This is a genomic window from Agrococcus sp. TF02-05 (assembly GCF_017565345.1).
In the GTDB taxonomy this organism is placed as follows: domain Bacteria; phylum Actinomycetota; class Actinomycetes; order Actinomycetales; family Microbacteriaceae; genus Agrococcus; species Agrococcus pavilionensis.
Map to the genome: position 1 here is coordinate 108,020 of NZ_JAGEKO010000007.1, position 24,412 is coordinate 132,431.

General features: G+C 74.7%; 20 protein-coding genes. 5 read left to right on the forward strand and 15 right to left on the reverse strand.

Annotated elements, in window-relative coordinates; genetic code table 11:
- Positions 1–107: 107 nt before the first annotated feature.
- From hemL to JQT67_RS07940, 4 genes are all read right to left on the reverse strand, one after another.
- Positions 108–1,412, reverse strand: coding sequence for a glutamate-1-semialdehyde 2,1-aminomutase (gene hemL / locus JQT67_RS07925; protein ID WP_208064211.1), 1,305 nt, complete (start codon positions 1,410–1,412; stop codon positions 108–110).
- Complete coding sequence (gene hemB / locus JQT67_RS07930; protein WP_208064212.1) at positions 1,409–2,413, reverse strand: porphobilinogen synthase; 1,005 nt, start codon at positions 2,411–2,413, stop codon at positions 1,409–1,411. The genes hemL and hemB overlap by 4 nt, the downstream gene beginning before the upstream one ends.
- A gap of 80 nt (positions 2,414–2,493) precedes the next feature.
- The gene (locus tag JQT67_RS07935; RefSeq protein WP_208064213.1) at positions 2,494–3,528 is read right to left on the reverse strand and encodes a serine hydrolase; all 1,035 of its coding nucleotides are present in this window, start codon (positions 3,526–3,528) and stop codon (positions 2,494–2,496) included.
- A gap of 33 nt (positions 3,529–3,561) precedes the next feature.
- Positions 3,562–5,232 (reverse strand): ATP-binding cassette domain-containing protein, encoded by a 1,671-nt coding sequence (locus tag JQT67_RS07940; protein WP_208064214.1) that lies wholly within the window; start codon positions 5,230–5,232, stop codon positions 3,562–3,564.
- A 212-nt stretch (positions 5,233–5,444) separates the two neighbouring features.
- Here JQT67_RS07940 and JQT67_RS07945 point away from each other — a divergent pair, with 212 nt between their 5' ends.
- Positions 5,445–5,717, forward strand: a complete 273-nt coding sequence (locus tag JQT67_RS07945; RefSeq protein ID WP_208064215.1) for a peptide methionine sulfoxide reductase — start codon at positions 5,445–5,447, stop codon at positions 5,715–5,717.
- A gap of 27 nt (positions 5,718–5,744) precedes the next feature.
- Here the strand turns inward: JQT67_RS07945 and JQT67_RS07950 are convergent, their stop codons facing one another.
- The 8 genes from JQT67_RS07950 to JQT67_RS07985 all read right to left on the reverse strand — a co-directional run bounded on the left by JQT67_RS07950 (position 5,745) and on the right by JQT67_RS07985 (position 13,988).
- Positions 5,745–6,221: an aminoacyl-tRNA deacylase gene (locus tag JQT67_RS07950; RefSeq protein ID WP_208064216.1), complete on the reverse strand. Its 477-nt coding sequence runs from the start codon at positions 6,219–6,221 to the stop codon at positions 5,745–5,747.
- Between the two features lie 9 nt (positions 6,222–6,230).
- The gene (locus JQT67_RS07955) at positions 6,231–6,929 is read right to left on the reverse strand and encodes a uroporphyrinogen-III synthase (RefSeq protein ID WP_208064217.1); all 699 of its coding nucleotides are present in this window, start codon (positions 6,927–6,929) and stop codon (positions 6,231–6,233) included.
- Between the two features lie 7 nt (positions 6,930–6,936).
- The gene (hemC, locus tag JQT67_RS07960; protein WP_208064218.1) at positions 6,937–7,884 is read right to left on the reverse strand and encodes a hydroxymethylbilane synthase; all 948 of its coding nucleotides are present in this window, start codon (positions 7,882–7,884) and stop codon (positions 6,937–6,939) included.
- A 112-nt stretch (positions 7,885–7,996) separates the two neighbouring features.
- Positions 7,997–9,310, reverse strand: coding sequence for a ferrochelatase (locus tag JQT67_RS07965; RefSeq protein WP_208064219.1), 1,314 nt, complete (start codon positions 9,308–9,310; stop codon positions 7,997–7,999).
- Positions 9,307–10,014 (reverse strand): hydrogen peroxide-dependent heme synthase, encoded by a 708-nt coding sequence (gene hemQ / locus JQT67_RS07970; RefSeq protein ID WP_021010656.1) that lies wholly within the window; start codon positions 10,012–10,014, stop codon positions 9,307–9,309. The genes JQT67_RS07965 and hemQ overlap by 4 nt, the downstream gene beginning before the upstream one ends.
- The gene (hemG, locus tag JQT67_RS07975) at positions 10,011–11,576 is read right to left on the reverse strand and encodes a protoporphyrinogen oxidase (RefSeq protein WP_208064220.1); all 1,566 of its coding nucleotides are present in this window, start codon (positions 11,574–11,576) and stop codon (positions 10,011–10,013) included. The genes hemQ and hemG overlap by 4 nt, the downstream gene beginning before the upstream one ends.
- Entirely contained in the window at positions 11,573–12,685 is a 1,113-nt protein-coding gene (gene hemE / locus JQT67_RS07980) for a uroporphyrinogen decarboxylase (protein WP_208064221.1), read from the reverse strand. Before hemE ends, hemG begins: the two co-directional genes overlap by 4 nt.
- Before the next feature lie 85 nt (positions 12,686–12,770).
- Positions 12,771–13,988: a trans-acting enoyl reductase family protein gene (locus tag JQT67_RS07985; RefSeq protein ID WP_208064222.1), complete on the reverse strand. Its 1,218-nt coding sequence runs from the start codon at positions 13,986–13,988 to the stop codon at positions 12,771–12,773.
- Between the two features lie 101 nt (positions 13,989–14,089).
- Here JQT67_RS07985 and JQT67_RS07990 point away from each other — a divergent pair, with 101 nt between their 5' ends.
- From JQT67_RS07990 to JQT67_RS08000, 3 genes are all read left to right on the forward strand, one after another.
- Entirely contained in the window at positions 14,090–15,463 is a 1,374-nt protein-coding gene (locus tag JQT67_RS07990) for a glutamyl-tRNA reductase (RefSeq protein WP_208064223.1), read from the forward strand.
- Positions 15,460–16,893: an MFS transporter gene (locus tag JQT67_RS07995; protein WP_307864267.1), complete on the forward strand. Its 1,434-nt coding sequence runs from the start codon at positions 15,460–15,462 to the stop codon at positions 16,891–16,893. The genes JQT67_RS07990 and JQT67_RS07995 overlap by 4 nt, the downstream gene beginning before the upstream one ends.
- 136 nt (positions 16,894–17,029) lie before the next feature.
- Entirely contained in the window at positions 17,030–19,057 is a 2,028-nt protein-coding gene (locus JQT67_RS08000; protein WP_208064224.1) for a glycogen debranching N-terminal domain-containing protein, read from the forward strand.
- A gap of 134 nt (positions 19,058–19,191) precedes the next feature.
- Here JQT67_RS08000 and JQT67_RS08005 read toward each other — a convergent pair whose 3' ends face one another.
- The 3 genes from JQT67_RS08005 to JQT67_RS08015 form a co-directional block, all read right to left on the reverse strand.
- Positions 19,192–20,166, reverse strand: a complete 975-nt coding sequence (locus JQT67_RS08005; protein WP_208064225.1) for a carbohydrate ABC transporter permease — start codon at positions 20,164–20,166, stop codon at positions 19,192–19,194.
- Positions 20,163–21,122 carry a carbohydrate ABC transporter permease gene (locus tag JQT67_RS08010; RefSeq protein ID WP_374222122.1) on the reverse strand — a complete coding sequence of 320 codons (960 nt, stop codon included), beginning with the start codon at positions 21,120–21,122 and terminating at the stop codon, positions 20,163–20,165. The genes JQT67_RS08005 and JQT67_RS08010 overlap by 4 nt, the downstream gene beginning before the upstream one ends.
- Before the next feature lie 665 nt (positions 21,123–21,787).
- Entirely contained in the window at positions 21,788–23,149 is a 1,362-nt protein-coding gene (locus JQT67_RS08015; RefSeq protein WP_021065008.1) for an ABC transporter substrate-binding protein, read from the reverse strand.
- 255 nt (positions 23,150–23,404) lie between these two features.
- On the opposite strand from JQT67_RS08015, the gene JQT67_RS08020 reads away from it, so the two are divergent.
- Complete coding sequence (locus tag JQT67_RS08020) at positions 23,405–24,412, forward strand: LacI family DNA-binding transcriptional regulator (protein ID WP_021065007.1); 1,008 nt, start codon at positions 23,405–23,407, stop codon at positions 24,410–24,412.

A 24,412-nucleotide genomic window follows, 5' to 3' on the forward strand; every position in this document is an offset into this window, starting at 1 on the left:
GGCACTCTGCGCCCGGCGGGGCGTGGAATCGCAGAGTTCCGGCACTCTGCGCTCAGCGGGGCGCGGAATCGCAGAGTGTCGGCACTCTGCGGAGCGCAGAGCGGGCGCTAGGCGATCGTCGCGGCGGCCGCCGCCCTCGCGGCGGCGGGGAGCGCCTCGACGATGCGCGCGAGCGGCTCGTCGCCGTGCGCCGCGGTGACGAACCACGCCTCGAACACGCTCGGCGGCAGGCTCACGCCCGCGTCGCGCATCGCGTGGAAGAACGGCGGGTAGCGGAACGCCTCCTGCTGCCGCACCTCGTCGAAGCTGCGCGGCGCGGTCTCGGCGAACGCGACCGAGAAGAGGCTCCCGACCCGGCTGATCGAGTGCGCGACGCCCTCGGCCCGCAGCGCGTCGGTGAGCGCCGCGGTGATGGTGTCGGCGGCGGCGTCGAGCCGCCGGTAGACGTCGTCGGTCGCGAGCCGCAGGGTCGTGAGGCCCGCCGCGACCGCGACCGGGTTCCCCGAGAGGGTGCCCGCCTGGTAGACGGGGCCGAGCGGGGCGAGCAGCTCCATGAGGTCGCGGCGGCCACCCACCGCGGCGAGCGGCATGCCGCCGCCGATGACCTTGCCGAAGGTGAGCAGGTCGGGCGCCTCGTCGCCGCTCCAGCGCTCGATGCCCCACATGCCGGCGGCGTCGACGCGGAAGCCCGTGAGCACCTCGTCGCTGATGAGCAGCGCGCCGTGCGCGTGCGCCGTGCGGGCGAGGAAGCCGTTGAAGTCGCCGTCGGGCTCGACGACGCCCATGTTGGCGGCCGCAGCCTCGACGATCACCGCGGCGATGCGGTCGCCGTGCTCGGCGAAGACCGCCTCGATCGCGTCGCGATCGTTGTAGGGCACCACGAGCGTCGTCGCCGCGACGGCTTCCGGGATGCCGGCGGAGCCGGGCATCGCGAGCGTCGCGAGGCCGGAGCCCGCCGCGACGAGCAGGCCGTCGGAGTGGCCGTGGTAGTGCCCGTCGAACTTCACGAGCAGGTCGCGGCCCGTCGCGCCGCGCGCGATGCGGATGGCCGTCATCGTCGCCTCGGTGCCGGTCGAGACGAGCCGGAGCCGCTCGACCGGGCCGACGCGGCGCTCGACCTCCTCCGCGAGCAGCGCCTCGGCGGGCGTCGAGGCGCCGAAGGAGAGGCCGTGGCTCGCGGCGTCCTGCACCGCCTCGATCACCTCGGGGTGCGCGTGCCCGAGGATCGCCGGGCCCCAGCTCGCGACGAGGTCGACGAGGTCGTTCCCCTCGGCATCCGTCACGAAGGCGCCGTGCGCGCGCACGAGGAACGAGGGCGTGCCGCCGACCGAGCCGAAGGCCCGCACGGGGCTGTTGACGCCGCCGGGGATCGCGAGCTTCGCCCGCTCGAACAGCTCGGCGTTCGTGCTCACGAGCGGCCTCCCATCGAGCCGAGCCCCATCGTGCCGAGCAGCTGTGCCTGCTCGATCGCCCAGTAGGTCAGCACGACGTCGGCGCCCGCGCGCACGATGCTCGTGAGGCTCTCGGCGATCATGCGGTCGCGGTCGATCCAGCCGTTCGCGGCGGCGGCCTCGACCATCGCGTACTCCCCCGACACCTGGTAGGCCCACACGGGCACGTCGGATGCGGCGGCGACGTCGGCGAGGACGTCGAGGTAGAGGCTCGCGGGCTTCACCATCACGATGTCGGCGCCCTCGGCGATGTCGAGCAGCGCCTCGCGGAGGCCCTCCCGGCGGTTCGCGGGATCCTGCTGGTAGGTCTTGCGGTCGCCCGTCAGGCTCGAGTCGACGGCCTCGCGGAACGGGCCGTAAAGGGCGGTCGCGTACTTCGCCGAGTAGGCGAGGATCGCCGTGTCGACGTGGCCCGCCTCGTCGAGGGCCGCGCGCACGCGCTCGACCTGGCCGTCCATCATGCCGCTGAGGCCGAGGATCTGCGAGCCGGCCTCCGCCTGGGCGATCGCCATCGCCGCGTAGCGCTCGAGCGTCGCGTCGTTGTCGACCGAGCCGTCGGCCGCGAGCACGCCGCAGTGGCCGTGGTCGGTGAACTCGTCGAGGCACAGGTCGGTCTGCACGACGGTCGCGTCGCCGAAGCGCTCGGCGAGGAACGCCGTGGCTCGGTTGAGGATGCCGTCGGGGTCGGTCGCGCCCGAGCCCACGGCATCCTTCTCCTGCGGCACGCCGAAGAGCATGATGCCGCCGACGCCCGCCTCGATCGCGCGCTCGACCTCCTGCGCGGCCGAGTCGAGCGTGTGCTGCACCTGGCCGGGCATGGAGCCGATCGGCCGGGGCTCGCTCAGCCCCTCGGCGACGAACATCGGCAGCACGAGCTGCGCGGGGTGGATGCGGGTCTCGGCCATGAGGCGGCGCATGGGAGCGCTCTGCCGCAGCCGGCGGGGGCGGATCGTGGGGGACATCCCCTCCAGGGTACTCTCGGTGCCCCGTCGCGGGCCGGGCCGCCGTTGCGCTGCGAGCGCACGAGGACCCGGCCGCCGGCTCACTCCCCGGCGGCGGCTCCGGGGGTGAGCTCGGCCTCGATTGCCTCCTCGAGCGCGCCGATGACGCGCCAGCCGCCCTCCGAGCTGTTGCCGAGCACGCTCACCGTGGTCCTGGTCGCGACGAGGTGCGTCGAGCGGAAGGAGGCGCCCGCGTCCCAGCCCTCGAGGATGAGCGCGTCGTGCGTGCCGTGCAGCCAGAAGCCGAGGCCGTAGCGCTTCTCCTCCTCCGGCACGTCGTGGCGCGGGCGGAGCATGTCGTCGACGGTCGCGCGCGAGACGATCCGGCCGTCGAGCAGCGCGAGCCAGAAGCGGTGCAGGTCGTCGGCGGTCGTGAAGACGCCGCCGTCGCCGTTGCCGAGGATCGGCAGGTGCAGGGTGTTGACGAGGTCGCCCTCGTCGTCGATGTAGCCGGGCGCCGCGTCGGCGGGCAGCGCGTTGAGCGGCAGGAAGCCCGTGCGCTCGAGCCCCGCCGGCTCGAGCACGAGCCGGCGCACCGCGTCGTGGTAGCCCTCGCCCGTGACGCGCTCGAGCACGATCGCGAGCACCATGTAGCCGCCGTTGCAGTAGGCGAAGCGCTCGCCGGGCGGGAGCTTCTGCGGGTGCCCCTCGAGCATCGGCAGGAACGCCTCGGCGGTCGTAAGCCGGTGCGCGGGCACGGTGAGCACGTAGTCGGCCGGCTCCCAGTCGGAGTCCTCGTCGAGGTAGTCGCCGATGCCGGAGGTGTGGCCGAGCAGCTGCTCGATCGTCACGCGCCCGTCGATGAGCGGGAGGTCGTCGCCCAGCAGCTCGCGCACCGGCTGGTCGAGCCGCAGCTCGCCCTGCTCGACGAGCCGCATGACCGCGAGCGCCGTGAAGCCCTTGCCGCCGCTCGCGATCGCGATGCGCGCGTCGGCGCGCATCGGCACGCCGAGCGCGCGGTGCAGGTGGCCCGCGACGAGCTCGAGGGTGCGCTCGTCGCCGACGTCGATCGTCGCGACGCCCGTGAACGAGCCCTCGGCGACCGCCTCGTCGAGCGCTGCCTGATCGATGTGCATCGCGTGCCTCCCGCTTGCGTCCAGCCGCCCAGGCTACCCGCGCGCCGTGCCGACGGCGTCGATGGGGCGGTCGAGCAGCCGCCCGTCGTCGATCGACCAGCGGCGCGTGAGGCCGAGCCGCTCGAGGAACGCCTCATCGTGGCTCACGACCACGAGCGCGCCGCGGTGGGCGGCGAGCGCCTCGACGAGCCGGTCGATCGAGTCGAGGTCGAGCGAGTTCGTCGGCTCGTCGAGCAGCAGCAGCTGCGGCGCGGGGTCGGCGAGCAGCAGCCGCGCGAGCGCGAGCCGGAACCGCTCGCCGCCCGAGAGGTCGCGCACGCGCTGGTCGGCGCGCGCGCCGCGGAACAGGAACCGGGCGAGCTGCGCCCGCACGTCCTGCAGCGAGCGCTCCGGCGCCGTCTCGCGCACCGCGTCGACGAGCGTCGCGTCCTCGTCGTCGAAGCGGATGCGCTGCGGCAGCATCGCGGTCTCGGCGATGCGGTGCTCGACCTCGGCCACGGGCGCCGGTGCGCCGTCGGCCCGACCCGGCGCGCCTCCCGCGGCAGAGCCCGCCGCGACGATCGCCTCCAGCAGCGTCGTCTTGCCCGCCCCGTTCGGCCCGGTGAGGGCGATCCGCTCAGGCCCGCGCACGAGCAGCTCGCCGTGCGCGTGACGGAGCGCGAGCACGTCGCGACCCGTCGGCACGACCGTGCCGGGCAGCTCGATGCGGATCGCGCGGTCCGCCCGCAGCTGCGCCTGCGCTTCCTCGAGCGCCGACTCCGCCCGCCGGAGCCGGTCGTCGTGCAGGTCGCGGTGCTTCGCGGCCGAGACCTGCGCCGATCGGGCCTTGAGCTTCATGACCGCGCGCGGCTCGCGCTTCTCGGCGTACGCCTTCCGCGCGATGCGGGATCGGCCGGCGAGCTGCAGCTCCGCCTCGACGCGCTCGCGACGCTCGCGCCGCAGCTGCTGCTCGGCGTCGCGCACGTCGCGCTCCGCCGCCGCCTGCTCCGCCTCGATCGCCGCGCGGTAGACCGAGTAGGGCCCGTCGAAGGTGCGCAGGCTCGAGCCGGCGACCGGCGCCGCACCGTGCAGCTCGACGATGCGATCGACGCGCTCGAGCAGGGCGACGTCGTGGCTGACGACGACGAGCGTGCCGCGCCAGGCGCCGATCGCGTCCTGCAGCCGCGCGCGAGCGCGCGCGTCGAGGCTGTTCGTCGGCTCGTCGAGCAGGGCGATGTCGGCGCGCTGCAGCCGGATGGCCGCGAGCCCGACGAGCACCGCTTCGCCGCCCGAGAGCGACGCGACGGGCCGCCGCAGCAGGTCGGCGTCGCCCGCGAGCCCGAGCGCGGCGAGCTCGCCGAGCGCATCCGCCTCGATCCCCCATCGATCGCCGACGGCGTCGAAGCGGTGCTCGGCGACGTCGCCGCGCTCGATCGCGGCGATCGCGGTGAGCACGGGGGCGATGCCGAGGGCGTCGGCGACGGTGCCGGGCCCGAGCGCGAGCTGCTGCGGCAGCCTCGCGACGGTGCCGTGCACGACGAGCTCGCCCGAGGCGGGCGAGAGCTCGCCGGCGATGAGCCGCAGGAGCGTGGACTTGCCGGAGCCGTTGCGGCCGACGAGACCCGTGCGGCCGTGGCCGAGCGTGCCGGTCGCGGCGTCGAGCGCGAGCGTGCCGTCCGGCCAGGTGAAGGAGACGCGCGAGAGCGCGATGGCGGTGCGTGCCAAGAGGAGACCTCCGAGAGCGTGGAAGCGCTGACGGATGCGTCGACGGTGCGTGTGCCGTCGGGTCAGCGCGGGATCGCGGCTCCCGTGCTGTCGGTCATGCTCTGGTCTCCTGGGGCGAAGTGCGCCGGCGCTGACACCGCCGACGATTGCGCAGGCGACGGTACCGGATCCTCCCGGCCGGGGCAACGGTCGGCCGGGCTAGCGTGGTCGGCATGACCGCCGACGAGGAGCTCGACGCGCTCGTCGCGCGCGTGCCGCTCGGCGAGAGCCGGTTCGAGATCGACGGCCGCACGTGGAGCATCACGCGCGTCGACCGCGCAGACGGCCGCTCGAGCACGATCGACGGCGAGCAGCTCGGCGGTCGCGCGCGCATGAGCGCGAACGTGTGGCGCACGAGCGGCGGCACGCAGCTCAAGCCGTGCGAGATGCCGGCCGAGCAGGTGCTCGCGGTGCTCCGGGCGCTGCCGGAGCGCAGCGAGCGCTGACCTGCCGCTGCAGGCAGGGCGGATGCGTCAGCGCGGCGGCTCGGGATCGGTCACGTCGGCGACCAGGGCGCCCAGGTGCGCGACGAGCGCGTCGCCGTCGAGCGTCGCCGCGACGCCGTGGTCGCCCGCGCCGATCGAGACGCGCCGGCCGAGGACGCGCTCGTCGGCGATCACGGGCAGGGGCCGGGTCGTGCCGAACGGCGTGATGGTGCCGCGGCGGAAGCCCGTCACCTCGAACGCGGCGTCGGCGTCGGGCATCGAGAGCCGGTTGACGCCGAGCAGCTCGCGGAGCTTCGGCCACGCGATCGCGCGGTCCCCCGGCACGAGCACGAGCAGGTGGTCGCCCTCGCCGCGCCGGACGACCATCGTCTTCACGATGTCGCCGGGCTCGACGCCGCGCGCCGCGGCGGCCTCGGCGAGGGAGCCGACGCGGCCGTGGCGGGTGATCTCGTGCTCGAGCCCGGAGGCGGCGAGCGCCTCGAGCGCGCGGTTCGGCTCGGTCATGCCCCGAGGCTACGCGCCCTCGCTCGCGCTCGCCCTCAGCGCCTCGACGAGCGCGGCGGGGCTCGGCTGCGCGGCGACGCCCGCGACCGGCAGCCCGAGCGCGCGGCAGTCCTCGGCGGTCTGCTCGCCGATGGCGATGACGCGCGCGCCGGCCGGCAGGCCGAGCCGCGCCACCTGCCGCGCGATCGAGCCCGAGGTGACGAGCGCCGCGTCGATCGGCGGCTCGCCGCGCTCGAGCGCGGGGGCGTCGACCGGCACGGTGCGGTAGGCGACGACGTCGGTGACGCGCATGCCGTGCCGCCGCAGGCCCTCGGCGACCGTCGGCCGCGCGTCGAGCGCCCTCGGCCAGAGCGCGTTGCCCTCGCGGAGCGGCCACTCCGCGACGAGCCCGGCGGCCGATTGGCGCGTCGGCACGAAGTCGACCGGCACGCCCCGCTCGCGGAGCGCCGCGGCCGTCGCCGCGCCGACGGCCGCGACGCGCACCGATCCGGGCACGCGCGGCAGCACCGGCACGGTCGAGCGGCTCGTCACGACGAGCCAGTCGAAGCCGCCGTCGGCGAGCCGTGCGAGCTCGCGCCGCAGCGCATCCTGATCCTCCGCCGGCGCCGTCCGCACGAGCGGGCGCACGACCGGCTCGAGCCCGGTCGCGGCGACGAGCCGCGCGACCTCGTCGCCCCAGTCGCCGCCGCGCGGGATGAGGACGCGCACGCCGGCCTCAGTCGGCCGAGGAGCGCGCCTCGTGCACGAGGTCGGCCGCGCCGCCCTCGAGCAGCTCGGCGACCGCGCGCTCGGCGACGTCGCGCGCCGCCTCCGCGAGCTCGCCGGGCTTCGTCGAGTCGAGCGTGTAGGCGTGGGATGCCGTGAGCTTCCGCGAGCCGTCGGTCGCGTACGCCGACGCGGTGAGGAAGAGCATCCCGTCGGCGACCTCCGCGTGCGCCGCGAGCGGTGCGGCGCAGCCGGCCTCGAGGCCCGCGAGCACGCGCCGCTCGGCGTCGGCGGCCGCGCGCGTCGACGCGTGGTCGGTCGGCGCGACGGCCTTCCGCGCCGCCTCGTCGCCCGCGCGGACCTCGACGGCGAGCGCGCCCTGCGCCGGCGCGGTCGGGAAGTCGATCACGTCGAGCACCTCGGTCGCGCGGTCCTCGAGCCCGAGCCGCTTGAGGCCCGCGAGCGCGAGCACGACCGCGTCGAGGTCGGCGTCGGGGCCCTGCGCGCGAGCGAGGCGCGTCGGCACGTTGCCTCGCAGGTCGACGACGTCGAGGTCGGGGCGGGCGAGCCGCAGCTGCGCCATGCGCCGCGGCGAGCCGGTGCCGACCTTCGCGCCCTCGGGCAGCTCGGCGAAGGTGAGCCCGTCGCGCGCGCACAGCGCGTCGCGGGCGTCCTCGCGCTTCGAGACCGCGGCGAGCTCGATGCCCTCGGCGGGTGCCGTCGGGAGATCCTTCATCGAGTGCACCGCGACGTCGACGCGGCCCTCGAGCAGCGCGTCCCGCAGCGCCGAGACGAACACGCCCGTGCCGCCGATCTGCTGCAGCGACGAGCGGTCGGTGTCGCCCTGCGTCGTGATCGGCACGAGCTCGACCTCGGCGTCGAAGCGCTCGGCGAGCGCCGCGCACTGCGCCATCGCGAGCTCGGAGCCGCGCGTGCCGACCTTGAGCGCGCCGCTCATCGCTGACCTCCGCTCGCAACGGACCCGAGGTCGGCAGCCGGACCCGAGATTTCGGGTCCGCGTGCCGAGGTGGGGTCCGTGACGCGGATCAGCCGTCCCCGCAGCGCCGCGGTCACGGCTGCAGCCCCGCGATCGCGGGCCGGAACCCGAGCCGCGGGTTCTCGCAGCAGCCGGGGCGGCATACGTCGTACCAGGGGTGGATCGACGTGACGGCGTTCCGCTCGGCGGCCGGCCGGCCCTCGAGCCGCTCCTGCACGAGGTCGACGAGCGCGCCGACGTACTGCGGGTCGACGCCGGGCGTCGGCGCGCGGCGCACCCACAGGCCCGCCTCGGTCGCTGTCTCGATCGCCTCCTCGTCGAGGTCCCACATGACCTCCATGTGGTCGCTCACGAAGCCGAGCGGCACGATCACGACGGCCTTCCGGCCCTCCAGGGCCTCGATCGCATCGTTGATGTCAGGTTCGAGCCACGGCTGCGAGGCGGGCCCCGAGCGCGACTGGTAGACGAGCTGCCACGCGACACCCGGCGCCGCCTCGCCCATCACGTACTCGGCCGCGGCGAGGTGCTGCGCCTCGTAGCCGCCGCCCGGGCCCCACTCGTGCAGGTCGGGCGCGCCCGAGCGCTCGGCGTCGGCGGTGGGGATGCTGTGGGTCGCGAAGAGCACCTCGACCTCCCCGTCGGCGAAGCCCGCCTCGCGCGCCTCGGCGAGGCTCGCGCGCACGCCGTCGACGAACGGGGCGAGGAAGCCCGGGTGGTTGAAGAACTGCCGCACCTTGTCGATCTGCATCGTCGCCTGCAGGCCCGTCGCCTCGAGCGCGTCGGCCCAGTCCTCGCGGTACTGGCGGCACGAGGAATAGGACGAGTAGGCGGACGTGGGGATCGCGAGGAGCTTCGAGGCGCCCGCGGCGGCCGCCTGCTGCAGCGCCTCGTCGAGGTAGGGCGCCCAGTTGCGGTTGCCCCAGTAGACGGGCAGGTCGAGGCCCGCCTCGGCGAGCGCGGCCTCGAGCGCGGCCTTGAGCTCGCGGTTCTGGTCGTTGATCGGGCTCACACCGCCGAAGTGGCGGTAGTGGGTCGCGACCTCCTCGAGCCGCTCGTCGGGGATGCCGCGGCCGCGCGTGACGTTGCGGAGGAACGGCAGCACGTCGTCCTGCCCCTCGGGGCCCCCGAAGCCCGACAGCAGGATGCCGTCGTAGGCGACCGGCTCCTCGACGTGCTCGGGACCGGCCTGCGCGGGCTCGGTCGCGCTCGGCACCGCGGCGCCGGGCTCGAGGTGCACGCCGGTCGCGGCGGGCGCCTTCGTCTCGCGGCGGCCCTGCTGCGCGGCCTGCTGCTGCTCGGGCTGCGCCTGCACGGCGCCGCCGCAGCAGCCACCGCCGCAGCAGCCGCTCTGCGCCTGGCTCGATCCGGCCTCTGTCGACTCGCTCATGCGAGCACCTCCTCGATCTCGTCGATCGTGATCCGTCGGCCCGTGAAGAACGGGATCTCCTCGCGCACGTGCAGGCGCGCATCCACGGCCCGCAGCTCGCGCATCATGTCGACGAGCTCGACGAGCTCGTCGGATTCGAGCGGCAGGATCCACTCGTAGTCGCCGAGCGCGAAGGCCGCGACGGTGTTCGCGACGACGCCGCGGTAGGCGGCGCCTGCGCGGCCGTGCTCGGCGAGCATGCGGGAGCGCTCGGCGGGGTCGAGCAGGTACCACTCGTAGGAGCGGTTGAACGGGTAGACCGTCACCCACTGCTTCGGCTCGATGCCGCGGAGGAACCCGGGCACGTGGGACTTGTTGAACTCCGCGTCGCGGTGCACGCCCATCGCGCTCCAGGTGATCGTCGTGCCGGCGAGCTCGCGCGAGCGGCGCACGCGGCGCACGGCCGCCTGGAGCGCCTCGGGGCTCGTGGCGGCGCCGGCCGTGCCGTGCATCCACACGAGCACGTCGGCGTCGGCGCGCATGCCCGAGACGTCGTAGATGCCGCGCGTCGTGACGCCCTCGGCCTCGAGCGCCGCGAGCTCGTCGGCGAGCGGCGCTCCGCCGGTGCTCGATCCCGCAGCGCCCGCGCCGCCGCGGCGGTGCACGCTCCAGATGGTGAACCCGTCGCCCAGCGCTCCTGCCTGGGGCGATGACTGCTCGCTCATGCCTCTCCTCGTCCGTCTGTCACTGGGGTGCCGGATGCGTCCTCCGGCTCGGTCGCGGCGGCCTCGTCGTCGAGGTCCTCGGTCCAGGGGGTGCCGGCGATCGCGAAGCGCTCGCGGCGGATGCGCAGGGCCGCCTCGCGCGCGTCGGGCACGACCTGCGCGAGGCCCGTGCCGGCGACGGCCGCGCCGACGACCTCGAGGTTCTCGTGCTCGGCCGCGGCGTCGCGGAGCGCCTGCTGGCGGCGCTTCGCGCCGACGATCGACGAGGGCTGGCCCTGCTCCCAGCGCACGCGGGCGCTCGCGAGCGGCTGCGGCAAGTCGATGCCGAGGATCGTCTTCGCGTCCTCGAGCGCGAGCGCCGCGGCCGCCGCGTCGTCGAGCCCCTCGGTCGCGGGCGCGGCGATGCCCGAGCCGTAGGAGAGGCGCACGACCTCGCGGCCCGCGGCGGCCTCGCGCAGCCACGACCACTTCGCGCTCGAGTGCGTCATCGCCTTCGCGCGCACGCCCGTCGCGTCGGCCGCGACGAGCACGCCCGTGCCGCGCGGATCGCCCGAGACCGCGCCCGCGGGGAGCACGAGCGTGACGAGCTCGACGGTCACGCCAGGCTCGTCGGCGCGCGCCGCCGGGCCGATCGCGTCGCCGAGCACGCGGCGCGCCTCGCGCTCGGGGAGCGCGACGACGAGCGACGACGCGTCGAAGCTGCCCGCATCCGTCTGCACGCGCCAGCCGGTCGCGGTCTTCGCGGCGGAGACGGCGCGCACGCCGGTGCGCAGCTCCGCGCGGTGCTCGCGCGCGCGCTCGGCGAGGGCGGCGGTGATGCGGTGGATGCCGCCGCGGATGCCCTGCACGGCAGAGCCTGGCCTGCCGACCTGCTTCGCGGCGCCGGCGCGCTCCTCGAGCACGAGCGCGACGGCGCCCGAGAGCGAGCCGGCGCGCGTGATGGCGTTGTTGAGGCCGGGTGCGACGACCGCGACGTCGAGCAGGTCGGGGTCGGCCGAGTAGACGCCGCCCGCGAGCGGCGCGACGAGCCGGTCGAGCGCCTTCTGCCCCATGCGGCGGCGCACGAGCGGGCCGAGCGCCTCGTCCTTGCCGATCTTGAGCACGGGCATGAGCCGGTCGCCGTAGGCGCGCAGCGCCCCGCCCCAGCCGAGCGCGTCGATGACGTCGCGCGCGAGCGGCACGGCGGGGATGCCGAGCAGCGTCTGCTTCGGCAGCGGCACCGCGCGGCCCGGCAGCTGCAGCCACGCGCCGGCGGGGTTCGGGTCGACGATGTCGTCGGCGAGGCCGAGCTCCGCCGCGAGCTCGGCGACCGCGCCGCCGCGGGTCGCGAACGACTCGGCGCCCGCGTCGAGCGCGAGCCCGTCGACCTCGATGCCGCTCGCGACGCCGCCGAGCCGCTCGCTCGCCTCGAGCACGAGCACGCGGTAGCCGCGGCCCGCGAGGTCGTGCGCGACCGTGAGGCCCGCGACGCCTGCGCCGAGCACGATCGCGTCGTGGGTCGGCGCGCTCCGGCCGGCGGACGCATCCGCCGCCGACGAGGGCTGAGCGAGGTCGTCGGTCACCGAGCGTGCACCGCCTGCACGATGCGCGTGAGCACCTCGGGGTCGGTCGTCGGCGGGACGCCGTGGCCGAGGTTGAACACGTGTGCGCGCGCGACCGAGCCCGCGAGCATCACGTGGTCGATCGCGGCGACGATGATCTCCCACGGCGCGCCGAGCACGGCCGGGTCGAGGTTGCCCTGCACCGTGACATCGGTGCCGATGCGCTCGAGCGCGACGTCGAGCGGCACGCGCCAGTCGACCCCGACGGCGTCGACGTCGAGGTCCATCACCGAGTAGAGCTCGCCCGCGCCGACGCCGAAGTGCACGAGCGGCACGCGGGCGCCGGTCGCGTCGGTCAGGTCGCGCACGCGGTCGAGCGCGAGGCGCGAGGCGGGGGCGACGTGCTCGCGGTACTGCTCGAGCGGCAGCGAGCCCGCCCACGAGTCGAACAGCTGCGCGGCGCTCGCGCCCTCCTCGACCTGGGCGCGGAGGAAGCGGCCGGTGACGTCGGCGGCCCAGCGGGTGAGCGCGTCCCAGGCGTCGGGGTGCGCGCGCATGAGGGTGCGGGCCTCGAGGTGGTCCTTCGAGGGGCGACCGGCGACGAGGTAGGCGGCGAGCGTGAAGGGGGCGCCGGCGAAGCCGATGAGCGGGGTCGAGCCGTCGCCGATCTCGGCGAGCCCGGCGATCGTCTGCCGCACGCCTTCGCGCACGGGCTCGAGCGCGGTCTCGAGCATCGCCGGGTCGTTCGCGACGAGCCGGGCGACGTCGTCGGGGGTGCGGATGGGCTCGGCGACGACCGGGCCGACGCCCGGCGCGATCTTCACGTCGACGCCCGCGAGCTTGAGCGGCACCATGATGTCGCTGAAGAAGATCGCCGCGTCGACCCCGTGGCGGCGGACGGGCTGGAGCGTGATCTCGCTTGCGAGCTCGGGCACGAGGCACGTGTCGAGCATGTCGCGGTCGGGGCCGTCGGTGCGCTGGCGCAGCTCGCGGTACTCGGGGAGCGAGCGGCCCGCTTGCCGCATGAACCACACCGGGGTCGTCTCGGGGCGGTCGCCGCGGTACGCGCGCACGAGCGGCGAGGCGCCGGTGCGCGTGTTGAGCGGGTGGTTCTCGGGCAGGGCGGTCACTGCTCCATTGTCCCACGCGGGCGGCTGGCCGACCTGGCGCTGGCTGTGCGCCAGCCATGAGCGTGCGCCGCCGACGCGGGCCCGACTACCCGCCGAGCGCACGCGCGTCGATCGTGAAGCCCTGCGCCTGCAAGCGCTCGACGAGCACGTCGCCCATCGCGGTCGCGGGGGTGAGCACACCGCCCGTCGGGCTGCAGCGCTCGCCGTCGACCGCGAGCGCGAGCGCCGCCTCCCCGAGCATGACGGAGGTCGCGGCGTAGCCGGGGTCGCCCTGCGCGGCGAAGGTCGCCTCGAGGCGGTCGCCGCGCTCGGTGCGGGCGGAGGTGACCATGCGGAAGCGCCCGCGCTCGCGCACCTCCTCCGACGGCCCCTCGCCCGGCGCGGGGAGCGCGGCGTCGACGAGGCGCCGGAGGCCCGGCGTCGCCATCGCGGCGGCGAGCGCCGTGACGCCGGCCGCGAGGCCCGCGGCGCGCAGCTTGCCCCCGGCGCCGCGACCGGTCGGCACGATCTCGCGGTAGCGGAAGCGATCGCCGTAGCCGCGGCCGCGCAGCGCGTGCGAGCGCAGCACGAGGCGCGTGTTGTACGAGGCCATCACGAACGGCGCCGCCCACTCCCCGGTCTCGGCGTCGCGGAAGTGCCGCGACGCATCCGCCGACGCGCGCACCGGCACGCCGCCCGTGAGCGCGGCGGGGTCGGCGAGGATCGCGCGCAGCCGCGGCTCGCCTTGCGCGCGCTCGAGCTGCGCGCGGAGCGAGTCGATCGTGCCCCCGCTGATGCCGCCCGAGAGCTCGCGCACCCGCAGCGTCGTGTCGGTGAGGCCACCCGCGCCGAGCTCGGCCGCGAGCGCGGCGAGCACGTGCACCGAGAGGTCGGAGGGCACCGAGTCGAAGCCGCTCGAGACGACGAGCCGGGCGCCGCTCGCCTCGGCGCGCTCGTGGCAGCGCTCGACGAGCTCGCGCACGAAGAGCACCTCGCCCGTGAGATCGAGGTAGTCGGTGCCGGCATCGGCGCAGGCCTCCGCGAGCGGCAGCCCGTGCCGGAGGTAGGGGCCGACGGTGCTCACGACGACGCGCGAGCGCTCCGCGAGCGAGCGGAGGCTCGCGGGGTCGCCGCTGTCGGCGAGCGCGAGCAGCCACTCCGAGCCCGCGGGGCCGAGGCCCGCCCGCACGCGCTCGAGCCGCTCGATCGAGCGGCCCGCGAGGCCGACGCGCAGGTCGGCGGGCGCGGCGGCCGCGAGGTGCTCGGCGACGAGCCGGCCGACGAAGCCGGTCGCGCCGTAGAGGATGAGGTCGAGCTCGCGCATGCGGCCAGCGTGGCCGCCGCGCCTCGCGGTGCGCTGTGCGATCGCTGACGGCGGACGGCGAGGGCTCGGAACGGGGTACACGGGCGCGGTAGGATGCTCTGGTGCTCATCTGCCTGACGGCGAGTCACAAGAACGCCGACTTCAACGCCCTCGAGGCGCTGTCGTCCGCCGACGCCTCCGCCCTCCCCAGCTCCTTCGCCGCCCACCCCGCGGTCGACGGCGCCGTCGTCGTCTCGACGTGCAATCGCTTCGAGGTCTACCTCGACGTCGACGCCGATGAGCACGAGGAGGCGGCCGGCATCGCGCAGGGCGCCGCCGCCGACGCGCTCGGCTTCCATCGCCCCGAGACGCTCGAGCCGCTCGTCGACACGCGCGCCGCCGAGCACCTCTTCTCGGTCGCGGCGGGCCTCGAGTCGGTCGTCATCGGCGAGGGCGAGATCGCCGGCCAGGTGCGCCGCGCGCTCGCCTCGGCGCAGGAGGCGGGCACGACCTCCGCGCACCTCGAGCGGCTCTTCCAGCGCGCCTCCGAGACGCAGCGCACCATCAAGAACCGCACCGGCATCGGCGAGGCCGGCCGCTCGATCGTGCGCCTCGCCCTCGACCTCGCGAGCGCTCGCGTCGACCTCGCCGGCGCTCGCGTGCTGCTCGTCGGCACCGGTCGCTTCGCGGGCGTCTCGCTCGCCGAGCTGCGCCGCCGCGGCACGAAGCACATCGAGGTGTGGAGCCCCTCGAACCGCGGCGAGGGCTTCGCGCGCAGCCACGCGATCGGCTACGTCGACCCGCGCGACGCCGCCCTCGCCGCCGCGAGCGCCGACGTCATCGTGACCTGCACGAGCTCCGACCAGCACGTCGTCGACGCCGCCCTGCTGCGCGCGGGCCGCGAGCAGCTCGCCGCGACCCACGCCTTCCCGGGCGCCGACGCCGACGTGCACGACGCATCCGTCTGCCCGGTCGGGCACGACTCGCCCGCGACGTGCCCGCTGCGCTCGGCCGGCGCGGGCGCGGCGCACGAGTGCCCCGTCGAGCACGGCCGCGCCGCGCAGCTCGTCGTCGACATGGGCATGCCGCGCAACGTGGATCCCGACGCCGCGACCGTGCCGGGCGTCGAGGTGCTCGACCTCGAGACGATCCGCATCCACGCGCCGCTCGAGCACCTCACGGCGACCGAGGATGCGCGCGACCTCGTGCGCAAGGCCGCGCGCCGGTTCGAGCGCGGCACCGCCGAGCACCAGGTGGGCTCGGCGATCGCGACGCTCCGCGAGCACGTCGAGGACGCGCTCGAGGCCGAGCTCGCGCGCATCGGCAAGCGCGGCACCGAGGCCGAGCGCAAGCTCGCCGAGCAGGCGCTGCGGCACTTCGCCGGCGTCGTGCTGCACAAGCCGACCGTGCGCGCCCGCCGGCTCGCGGCCGAGGGCCGCCACGACGACCTCCTCTCGGCGATCGACGCGCTGCTCGGCGACGACTCCGCCGCGTGAGCGGCCCTCGCCTGGAGTCGGGCGACGAGCCGACGACCGGCTCGCACGGCATCCTGCCTCCCGCCGGCGTCGAGACCGACCCGCGCGACACGGCAGGCGAGGCGCCCGAGCGTCGCCGGCGCATGGTCGACCTCGCGCCGCTCAAGGCGAGCCCCGCCTTCGCCCGGCTGTGGATCGGCACCGCGATCAGCGGCATCGGCGCGCAGATGACGATCGTCGCCGTCGGCCTGCAGATCTTCGACATGACCGGCAGCACGATGATGGTCGCGCTCGTCGGCGGCATCGCGCTCGTGCCGATGATCGTCGCGGGCCTGTGGGGCGGCATGCTCGCCGACGCCTTCGACCGCCGCGCGCTGCTCATCGCCTCGAGCCTCACCGGCTGGACCGCCGTGCTCGGTCTCGTCGCGCTCTCGGCGTGGGACGCGGCCCTCATCGCGGACGGCGAGCGCGCGCTCGTCTGGCCGTTCTACGTGCTGACGACGATCAACACGGTCGCGGCCACGATCTCGGGTGCGACGCGCTCGGCCGTCACCCCGCGCATCCTGCCCGCCCACCTCATCTCGCGCGCCGCCGCGCTCAACGGCATCTCGTTCGGCACGATGCTCACCGTCGGCCCCGCCGCGGCGGGCGTGCTCGTCGCGACCGTCGGGCTGCCGATCACGTTCGCGATCGACGCCGTGCTCTTCACCGCCGGCTTCCTCGGCATCATCGGCCTGCCGAAGCTGCCACCGCTCGGCGCGGTGTCGAAGCCTGGCCTCGAGTCGCTGCGCGAGGGCTGGCGCTTCCTCAAGCACGCGCCCAACATCCGCATGTCGTTCCTCGTCGACATCATCGCCATGACGTTCGGCCGCCCCTTCGCGCTGCTGCCGGCGGTCGGGGCGCTCGCGATCGGCGGCGGCCCCGTCACGGTCGGCGTGCTCACGGCCGCGGCCGCGATCGGCACGCTGCTCGCGAGCCTCTTCTCGGGCCCCGTCGCGCACGTGCACCGGCACGGCATCGCGATCTCCCGCGCGATCACGGTCTACGGATGCTTCGTCGCGCTCGTCGGCGCCGTCATCCTCGCGATGACGCTCGGCCTGGGCGGCGAGGTCGGCCCCGACTGGTCGCAGGTGTCGTGGCCGGCGCTCATCGTCGCCGGGGTCGGCATGGCCGGCATGGGCGCGAGCGACGAGATCAGCGCGATCTTCCGCTCGACGATGATGCTCACGGCGACGCCCGACGACATGCGCGGGCGCACGCAGGGCCTCTTCCAGGTCGTCGTCGCGGGCGGCCCGCGCCTCGGCGACCTCTACGCCGGCGCGGTCGCGAGCCTCGTCGCGCTCTGGGCGCCGCCCCTGTTCGGCGGGCTGCTCATCGTCGTGCTCATCGCGGTCGTGACGCGCTCGCAGCGCTCGTTCCTCGCCTACGACGCGCGCCGGCCCACGCCATAGGGACGGTCGGGGCGCCGCTCGGCGCGACACCCGGAGGCTGAGGCAGGGATGCGCGAAGGCTCAGGCGGCCTTGCGTCCCGACCGTTGCGGACAGCGTTACCGTGACCGCGAAGGGCATTCACGAGGTCGGGGTCCCATGCGTCACGAGCAGGCTCAGCAGGTCGACCCGCCGCGCCTGCTCCACGATCAGCTCGCATCGGTGTCCGCGCCGACGCAGGCCTGGTCGCGCCGCGACGGCTCGATGGACGAGCACCCGATCCACGGCCTCTTCCACGGCGACTGGCGCTTCGTGCGCGCCGTCGAGCTGCGCGTCGACGGCGCGCCGATCGAGCACCTCGCCACGTCGAGCGCGGGCGACTGGGCGCTCATCCGCGGGATCGCCCCGGCGCTCGACTCGGAGCCGGGCGACGCGCGCATCGCGGTCGAGCGGATGCGCGAGGTCACCCCGGGCGCGGTGCTCGAGCGGGCGACGGTCGTGAACGGCCGCGACCTGCCGATCGACGTGCGCATCGAGCTCGCGATCGACGTCGCCTTCAGCCCCATCGAGCGCGTGCGCGACGGCCGCGCCGACCCCGTCCCGGTGCACGTCGGGATCGAGGGCGTCGACGCGGTCGCGACCGACGGCATCCGCACCCTCCGCGTCCGCAGCCGCGCGGGCGAGGTCGAGGTCGTCGATGGGCGGGTCGTCGTGCGCCAGCGCGCGATCGTGCAGCCCAACGACTGGGCCGGGCTCTCGGTCGAGCTGCTGCTCGACGACGCCTCGCTCGCGGTCGAGGGCGCGATCGTCGACGCGCCGAGCCGCGGCCTCGAGCCGACCGGCCGCCCCGCGCTCGACCATTGGGGCGAGCGCGCCGTCGCCGACCTCGAGGACCTCCTGCTCGACGTCGGCAGCGGCGCCGTGCTCGCCGCCGGCGCGCCGTGGCGGCTGACGATGGTCGCCCGCGACGCGCTGAGCGCCGCGCGGCTGCTGCTGCCGCTCGGCACGACGCTCGCCGAGAGCACGCTCCGCACGCTCGCCGCGCGGCAGGGCGTGCAGCACGACGGCAGCACGGGCGAGCAGCCGGGCCGCATGCTGCACGAGCTCTCGCCGCACCGCCCCGCCGGCGCTCGCGCGGGCGCCGAGCTGCCGCCCACGTTCACCGACTCGGTCGACGCGACGCCGCTGTGGATCGTGCTGCTGCACGACGCGTGGCGCGCGGGCCTGCCGCTCGAGGCGGTGCGTGAGCTGCGCACCGCGCTGCACGCCGCGCTCGGCTGGCTGGGGCAGCAGGTGGGCGAGGGCTTCCTCACCCTGCCGGGCGGCGACGTCGCCGTCGGCGACGGGCCCGAGCTGCCGCGCGACGCCGAGGGGGCGCCGGTCGCCGGTCCCGTCGCGACCGCCCGGCTGCAGGCCCTCGCGTGCCGCGCGGCCGTCGGCGGCGCCGCGCTGCTCGAGGCGCTCGGCGATGACGGCGCGCCCTGGCTCGATTGGGCCGAGAGACTCCGCCGCCGGTTCCGTGCCGCGTTCTGGGTGGTTCGCGGCGACGATCGCCATCCCGCGATGGCGATCGACGGAACCGGCGGGCGGCTCGACTGGCTCTCGGCCGACCTCGCGCACCTCGTCGGCTCGACCCTGCTCTCGCGCGACGAGGAGCGCACCGTCGCCGAGCTGCTACTCGACGAGCGCCTCTCGTCGGGGTTCGGCCTGCGCTCGATCGCGGCCGACGCGCCCGGCTACTGGCCGCTCGCGTGGAACGGCGGCGCGATCCGACCCCACGACACGGCCGTCGCGATCGAGGGCCTGATGCGCGCAGGGCTCGACGACGCGGCTCGCCGCCTCGCCGAGCAGCTCGAGCGGGCGGCGGAGGCGTTCCACGGCTCACTCCCCGAGCGCTACGCGGGCTACGGACTCGCCGACGCGAGCGCGCCCGTGCCGCTGCCGGACGCGGGCGCGCCCCACGCCCGGAGCGCCGCGGCGGTCGTGCCCGCCTGGCAGGCGCTCGGCGCCCGGCGAACCGCGCCCGCCGCGCGCCGCGAGCGCCATCTGCGCGCTGTCGAGACGCTGACCGTCGACGTCCCGAGGGAGGCGACCGCGGGTGAGGCCCGCTTCGCCAGCACCGGCGGCGCGTCGCCGCGCCGCGCGCACGTGCGGCTCATCGACGGCGGCTGGCCGCCGTCGATCTGACGGCGGGGCCCGCACGACAGCTGCCGAGCGAGGAGATCCCAATACGCGGAGGGGCGGCCACCGGCCGCCCCTCCGCAGTTCGATCTTGAGCGTTTCGCACGCAACGCGCCGGAGCCGCATCGCGTGCTGCGCGCTCAGCCCTTGGCCGACCCCGCCAGCAAGCCTCTGACGAAGTAGCGCTGCAAGCTGAAGAACACGATGAGCGGGACGATGAGCGAGACGAACGCTCCCGCGGTGAGCCGCTCCCAGTTCTCGCCTCGAGAGCCCGCGAGCTCTGCCAATCGTTGCGTCAATGGCGCCGTGTCCGGCGTGCCGGTCGAGAACACGAGCGCGACGAGCAGGTCGTTCCAGACCCAGAGGAACTGGAAGATCGCGAACGACGCGATCGCCGGCATCGCGAGCGGCAGGATGATGCGGAAGAAGATCTGCCCGTGGCCCGCGCCGTCGACGCGCGCCGCCTCGATGACATCGGCGGGGATCGCCGAGATGAAGTTGTGCAGCAGGAAGATCGCGAGCGGCAGGCCGAAGATCGCGTGCGCGATCCACACCGGCAGGTACTGCCGCTCGCTGATGAACGGCACGGCCTCGTGCAGCGCCGTCTGGAACGGCTGCAGGAAGGTCACGAACAGCTGCAGCAGCGGGATGAGCGCCATCTGCAGCGGCACGATCTGGAGCGCGAAGACGATCACGAACAGCGTCGACGAGCCCTTGAACTTCACCCAGGCGAACGCGTAGGCCGCGAGGCACGCGAGCACGAGCGGGATGAGGGTGCCCGGGATCGCGATCGCGAGCGAGTTGACGAAGTACTCGCCGAGCTGCGGAGACGACGCCGACGACGAGAACAGCACCTCGCTGTAGTTGGCGAGCGTCAGCTGCGGGTCGGAGAAGAACGTCCACCAGCCGGTCGTCTGGATCTGGTCGGCGGGACGGAACGACGACAGCAGCAGGCCGAACGTCGGGATCGTCCAGACGACCGCGATGACGAGCGCGGCGATCGTCGCCCACGGGCTCGTCAGGCGGCGCTTCACGCGATCGGCGCGGGTCCGCACCGCCGGCGCGACCTCGTCGGGGGTGACCTCGGGGTCCGGGGTGAATGCGACGGAGCTCATCGGATCGCCTTCTGCTGGTTCAGGACGCGGATGTTGTAGATGACGATCGGCATCACCATGATGAACAGGATGAGCGCGAGCGCCGCGCCTCGGCCCGGCTCGCCCGAGCGGAACGCCTGCGTGTACATCTCGTTGGCCACGACGGAGGTGTTGAAGTTGCCCGCGGTCATGGTGCGGACGATGTCGAAGACCTTGAGCGTCGCGATCGAGATCGTCGTGACGACGACGACGAGCGACGTGCGGATGCCGGGCACCGTGACGTTCGCGAAGCGCTGCCACGGGTTCGCGCCGTCGATCTCGGCCGCCTCGAGCTGCTCGGTCGGCACGCCCTTGATCGCCGCCGAGAGCACGACCATCGCGAAGCCGGTCTGGATCCAGATCATCACGACGATGAGCGCGAGGGTGTTCCACGGGCTGTTCTGCAGGATCTGCTGCGGCTCGCCGCCGAACCAGACGAGGATCTGGTTCACGAGGCCGATCTGCTCCTGCTCCGGGCCGCGGTAGGCGTACATGAAGCGCCAGATGATGCTCGCGCCGACCATCGAGATGGCCATCGGCATGAAGACCAGCATCTTGTAGACGCGCTCGCCGCGGCTCTTGTCGATGAAGACCGCGTAGGCGAGGCCGATCGCGGTCGACAGCAGCGGCACGAGGATGACCCACACGACCGTGTTGGCGAGCGTCACGAGCGCCTCGGGCTGCGTGAACATCCAGATGAAGTTGTCGAGCCCGTTGAACGCGCCGGTCTTGTCGGTGAAGGCGAGCAGCGTCGTGCGGATCGCCGGGTAGACGAGGCCGATCGTGAGCAGCAGGGCCGAGGGCAGCAGGAAGACGAGCATCGGCTTCGAGTCGTCGTCCCGGTCGGCGAGGTAGCCGAGCAGCCCGATGATGCTGAGCGCCGCGGCAGCGGCCCACGGCCACACGCCCACCGGCTGCTCCTGGCCCGCCTCGAGCACGAGCGCGACGACCACGACCGCGACCGCGGCGAGCAGCCACGCGAGGAGCCGGGCGCTGCGGCGGATGCGGTCGGGCAGGAAGGCGATGGCGGCCGTGGCGACGAGCGCGCCGACGAGCGGCCAGCCGACGATCGTGGCCGCGAGCACGAGGGCGGGCGTGACCCAGTCGAGCGCCGGGATGCGCTCGGCCGACTGCGCGACGAGCACGATCGCGACGACGATGGCGGCGCCGACGCCGCGGAGCACGGCGCTGCGCACGGCGGGGCTCGCCGGCTGCAGCAGGCGGTCGAGCAGCCACTGGAGGACGACGATCGCGATGCCTGCGACGCCGACGGCGATCGCCGCGTTCGTGAGCGCCTGCGTCATCCACGGGACCAGGCCGTAGAGCAGGCGGGCGAGCAGCGCGAGGAGCGCGAACGCCGCGACGAGGATGATGCGGGGTCGCAGCCCCGAGCGCCAGCTCGCCGCCCGCGGCTTGTCCTCGGGCCGGTCGAGGAAGGCCAGCAGCAGCGCCACCACGGCACCGAAGGCCACGAGGCCGACGAGCACCTGCAGCAGCTTGCCGACGAGATCCATCGAGGTCATGCGCACCCCATCCGTTCGTGAGACGTGCCGATGATGCGGTGCGGGGGCCGTCTCGCGACCCCCGCACGCGCGTCATGCGACTACTGCGGCCAGCTCTGCTCGATCTGCGAGAGCACGGTCGCCGTGTCGGCGCCCGAGACCCAGTCGACCAGGCCGCTCCAGAACGTGCCAGCGCCGACCGCGCCCGGCATCAGGTCGGAGCCGTCGAACCGGAACGTCGTCTCCGGGTCCTGCAGCGTCTCGACCGCGGACTGCAGCAGCGGGCTGCTCGCGTTGGCGGGGTCGAGGCCCGAGTTCGCGGAGATGACGCCGCCGAGGGAGACGCGGCTGTTGGCCCACGTGTCGCTCGAGAGGAACGTCTGCACCGCCACGACCTCCTCGTCGTCGCTGAACGCGCCGACGAACTCGCCGCCGCCCGTGACCGCGGCCGCGTCGGCCTCGGTGCCGGGGAGCACGAAGGCCCAGACGTCGCCGTCCTCCGCGACGGTGACCGAGTTGTCATCGCTCCAGAAGCCCTCGTAGAACGAGGCCTGGTGGTGCATCGCGCACTCGCCGTCGAGCACCGGCAGGCCGGCCTCGCCGAAGTCGGTCGTCGCGATCGTCGACACGTCGCCGATGCCGCCGTTGACGTACTCGGGGTTCTTGATCAGGTCGCCGACCCGATCCACCGCCTCAGCGATCTGGGGGTCGTCGAAGGGGATCTCGTGCGCGACCCACTGGTCGTACACGTCGGGGCCGTGCAGGCGCAGGACGTAGTCCTCGATCCAGTCGGTGCCCGGCCAGCCGGTCGCCTCGCCGGAGCCGAAGCCCACGCACCACGGGGTCGTGCCCGATTCGGCGATCGTCGCGGTGAGCTCGTCGACCTCGTCGAGCGTCGTCGGCACCTCCCAGCCGTTCTCCTCCCAGAGGGCCGGCTGGTACCAGACGTAGCCCTTGACCGACGCCATGAGCGGCGCCGCGTAGAAGGTGCCGTCGACCGTGCCGTAGTTGCGCCAGTCCTCGGTCCAGAACTCCTCGGCGTTCGCGGCGACGGCCTCGGGCGCGGGCAGCAGGCTGCCGGTGCCGGCGATCGAGGCGAGCAGGCCGGGCTGCGGGAAGATGGCGAGGTCCGGCGGGTTGCCGCCCTGGACGCGGACGTTGATCTGCGCCTCGAACTCGGCGGAGCCCTCGTAGACCACGTCGATGCCGGTGCACTCCTCGAACTCGGCCCACGACTCGTTGAGGCGGTTCGCCTCCTCGTCGAGGATCGTGCCGTAGACGCTGACCTCGGCGCCGTCGAAGGTGCCGTAGTCGGCGTAGGCCTCGCAGCCCTCGGCGGCAGCGCCGGTGCTGCCGGGCGCCTCCGATGCGCCGGGCTCTGCGTCGCCGACACACCCGGTGAGGGCGAGTGCCGCGACGCCCGCGATGCCGAGCGGCACCGCGATCCTGCGTGCGTGCTTCACGTGAACTCCTTCGCTCAAACTCAGCGGATGAGCACGTGCCGCGAACGTCGCGCACGGCGGCGTGCTCGAAACCGGAACCGGTTCCACTTCGAGCGACCGTAGCGCACCCTGCCACAGGATGCACTCAGCAACGATGTTTCGATTCGGCAACGATCCGCGCGGGCGGTCGTTGGCGGATGCGCTCGGCACGGCTATGGTCGGAACCGGTTCCGATGATTGGGAGGCGGTCATCCGCCCGGGCGCGAGGAGGCGGCCGTGCCGAGGCTCGACGACGTCGCCCGTGCCGCGGGCGTCTCGAAGGCGACCGCGTCCCGCGCGCTCTCGGGCGCATCCGGTGTCGCCGCGAGCACGCGCGAGCGGGTGCAGCGCACCGCCGACGAGCTCGGGTTCCGGGTGTCCGGCGCCGCGCGTCGGCTCGCGACGGGCATGACCCGCACGATCGGCGTGCTCACCCCGTCCGTCAACCGCTGGTACTTCGGCAGCGTGCTCCATGGCATCGCGCACGCCGCCGACGCGCACGACCACGACGTGCTGCTCTACGACCTCGGCGCGTTCGGGCGGGGCGGGCACGAGAAGTTCGAGCGATTCATGACGCGCGGGGAGGTCGACGGCCTCGTGACGATCACGTGGAGCCTCGTCGGCGGAGACCTCACGCGCCTCGCCGACCTCGGCATCCCGGTCGCGACCGTCGGCGAGCCCACGCAGCACACGCGCTCGTTCGCGCTCGACGACGACGCGGCGGGTGAGCAGGCCGCCGAGCACCTCGTGCGGCTCGGCCACACCGACCTCCTGCACCTCGCCGCCGAGCCCGAGGTGCAGCCGTTCGAGGCATCCTCCTCCGATCGGCGGAAGCGGGCGTTCGAGCGCGTCTCGGCTCGGCACGGGCTGCGTATTCGACCGGTCCAGACGGTGCCGACCACGCTCGAGGGCGCGCACGCCGTCGTGCGCGAGATCATCGATCGCGCCGACCGCCCGACGGGCATCGTCGCCGGCACCGACGAGGTCGCGATGGCCGCGCTGCTCGCCGCGCACCAGCTCGGCATCCGCGTGCCCGAGGAGCTCTCGGTCATCGGCGTCGACGACGTGCCGGCCGCGGCCGCGTTCGGCCTCACGACGATCCGGCAGGACCCGGCGCAGCACGGCGAGGACGTCGTCGCGTGGATCATGGCGGCGCTCGACGACCCCGACGACGAGCCCGACCGGAGCCACACGGCCTACGCGCCCGTGCTCGTCGTGCGGTCGTCCACCGCCCCGCCGAGCTGA

What these genes read in the sequence shown, in the direction of transcription:
- hemC (WP_208064218.1), bottom strand. Translation starts at nt 7,884, where the DNA reads ATGAGCGGCGCGCTCAAGGTCGGCACGCGCGGCTCCGAGCTCGCGATG.
- JQT67_RS07965 (WP_208064219.1), bottom strand. Translation starts at nt 9,310, where the DNA reads ATGAGCGAGTCGACAGAGGCCGGATCGAGCCAGGCGCAGAGCGGCTGC.
- JQT67_RS08000 (WP_208064224.1), top strand. Translation starts at nt 17,030, where the DNA reads ATGCGTCACGAGCAGGCTCAGCAGGTCGACCCGCCGCGCCTGCTCCAC.
- hemQ (WP_021010656.1), bottom strand. Translation starts at nt 10,014, where the DNA reads ATGAGCGAGCAGTCATCGCCCCAGGCAGGAGCGCTGGGCGACGGGTTC.
- JQT67_RS07945 (WP_208064215.1), top strand. Translation starts at nt 5,445, where the DNA reads ATGACCGCCGACGAGGAGCTCGACGCGCTCGTCGCGCGCGTGCCGCTC.
- JQT67_RS07985 (WP_208064222.1), bottom strand. Translation starts at nt 13,988, where the DNA reads ATGCGCGAGCTCGACCTCATCCTCTACGGCGCGACCGGCTTCGTCGGC.
- JQT67_RS07950 (WP_208064216.1), bottom strand. Translation starts at nt 6,221, where the DNA reads ATGACCGAGCCGAACCGCGCGCTCGAGGCGCTCGCCGCCTCCGGGCTC.
- JQT67_RS08005 (WP_208064225.1), bottom strand. Translation starts at nt 20,166, where the DNA reads ATGAGCTCCGTCGCATTCACCCCGGACCCCGAGGTCACCCCCGACGAG.
- hemB (WP_208064212.1), bottom strand. Translation starts at nt 2,413, where the DNA reads ATGTCCCCCACGATCCGCCCCCGCCGGCTGCGGCAGAGCGCTCCCATG.
- JQT67_RS07935 (WP_208064213.1), bottom strand. Translation starts at nt 3,528, where the DNA reads ATGCACATCGATCAGGCAGCGCTCGACGAGGCGGTCGCCGAGGGCTCG.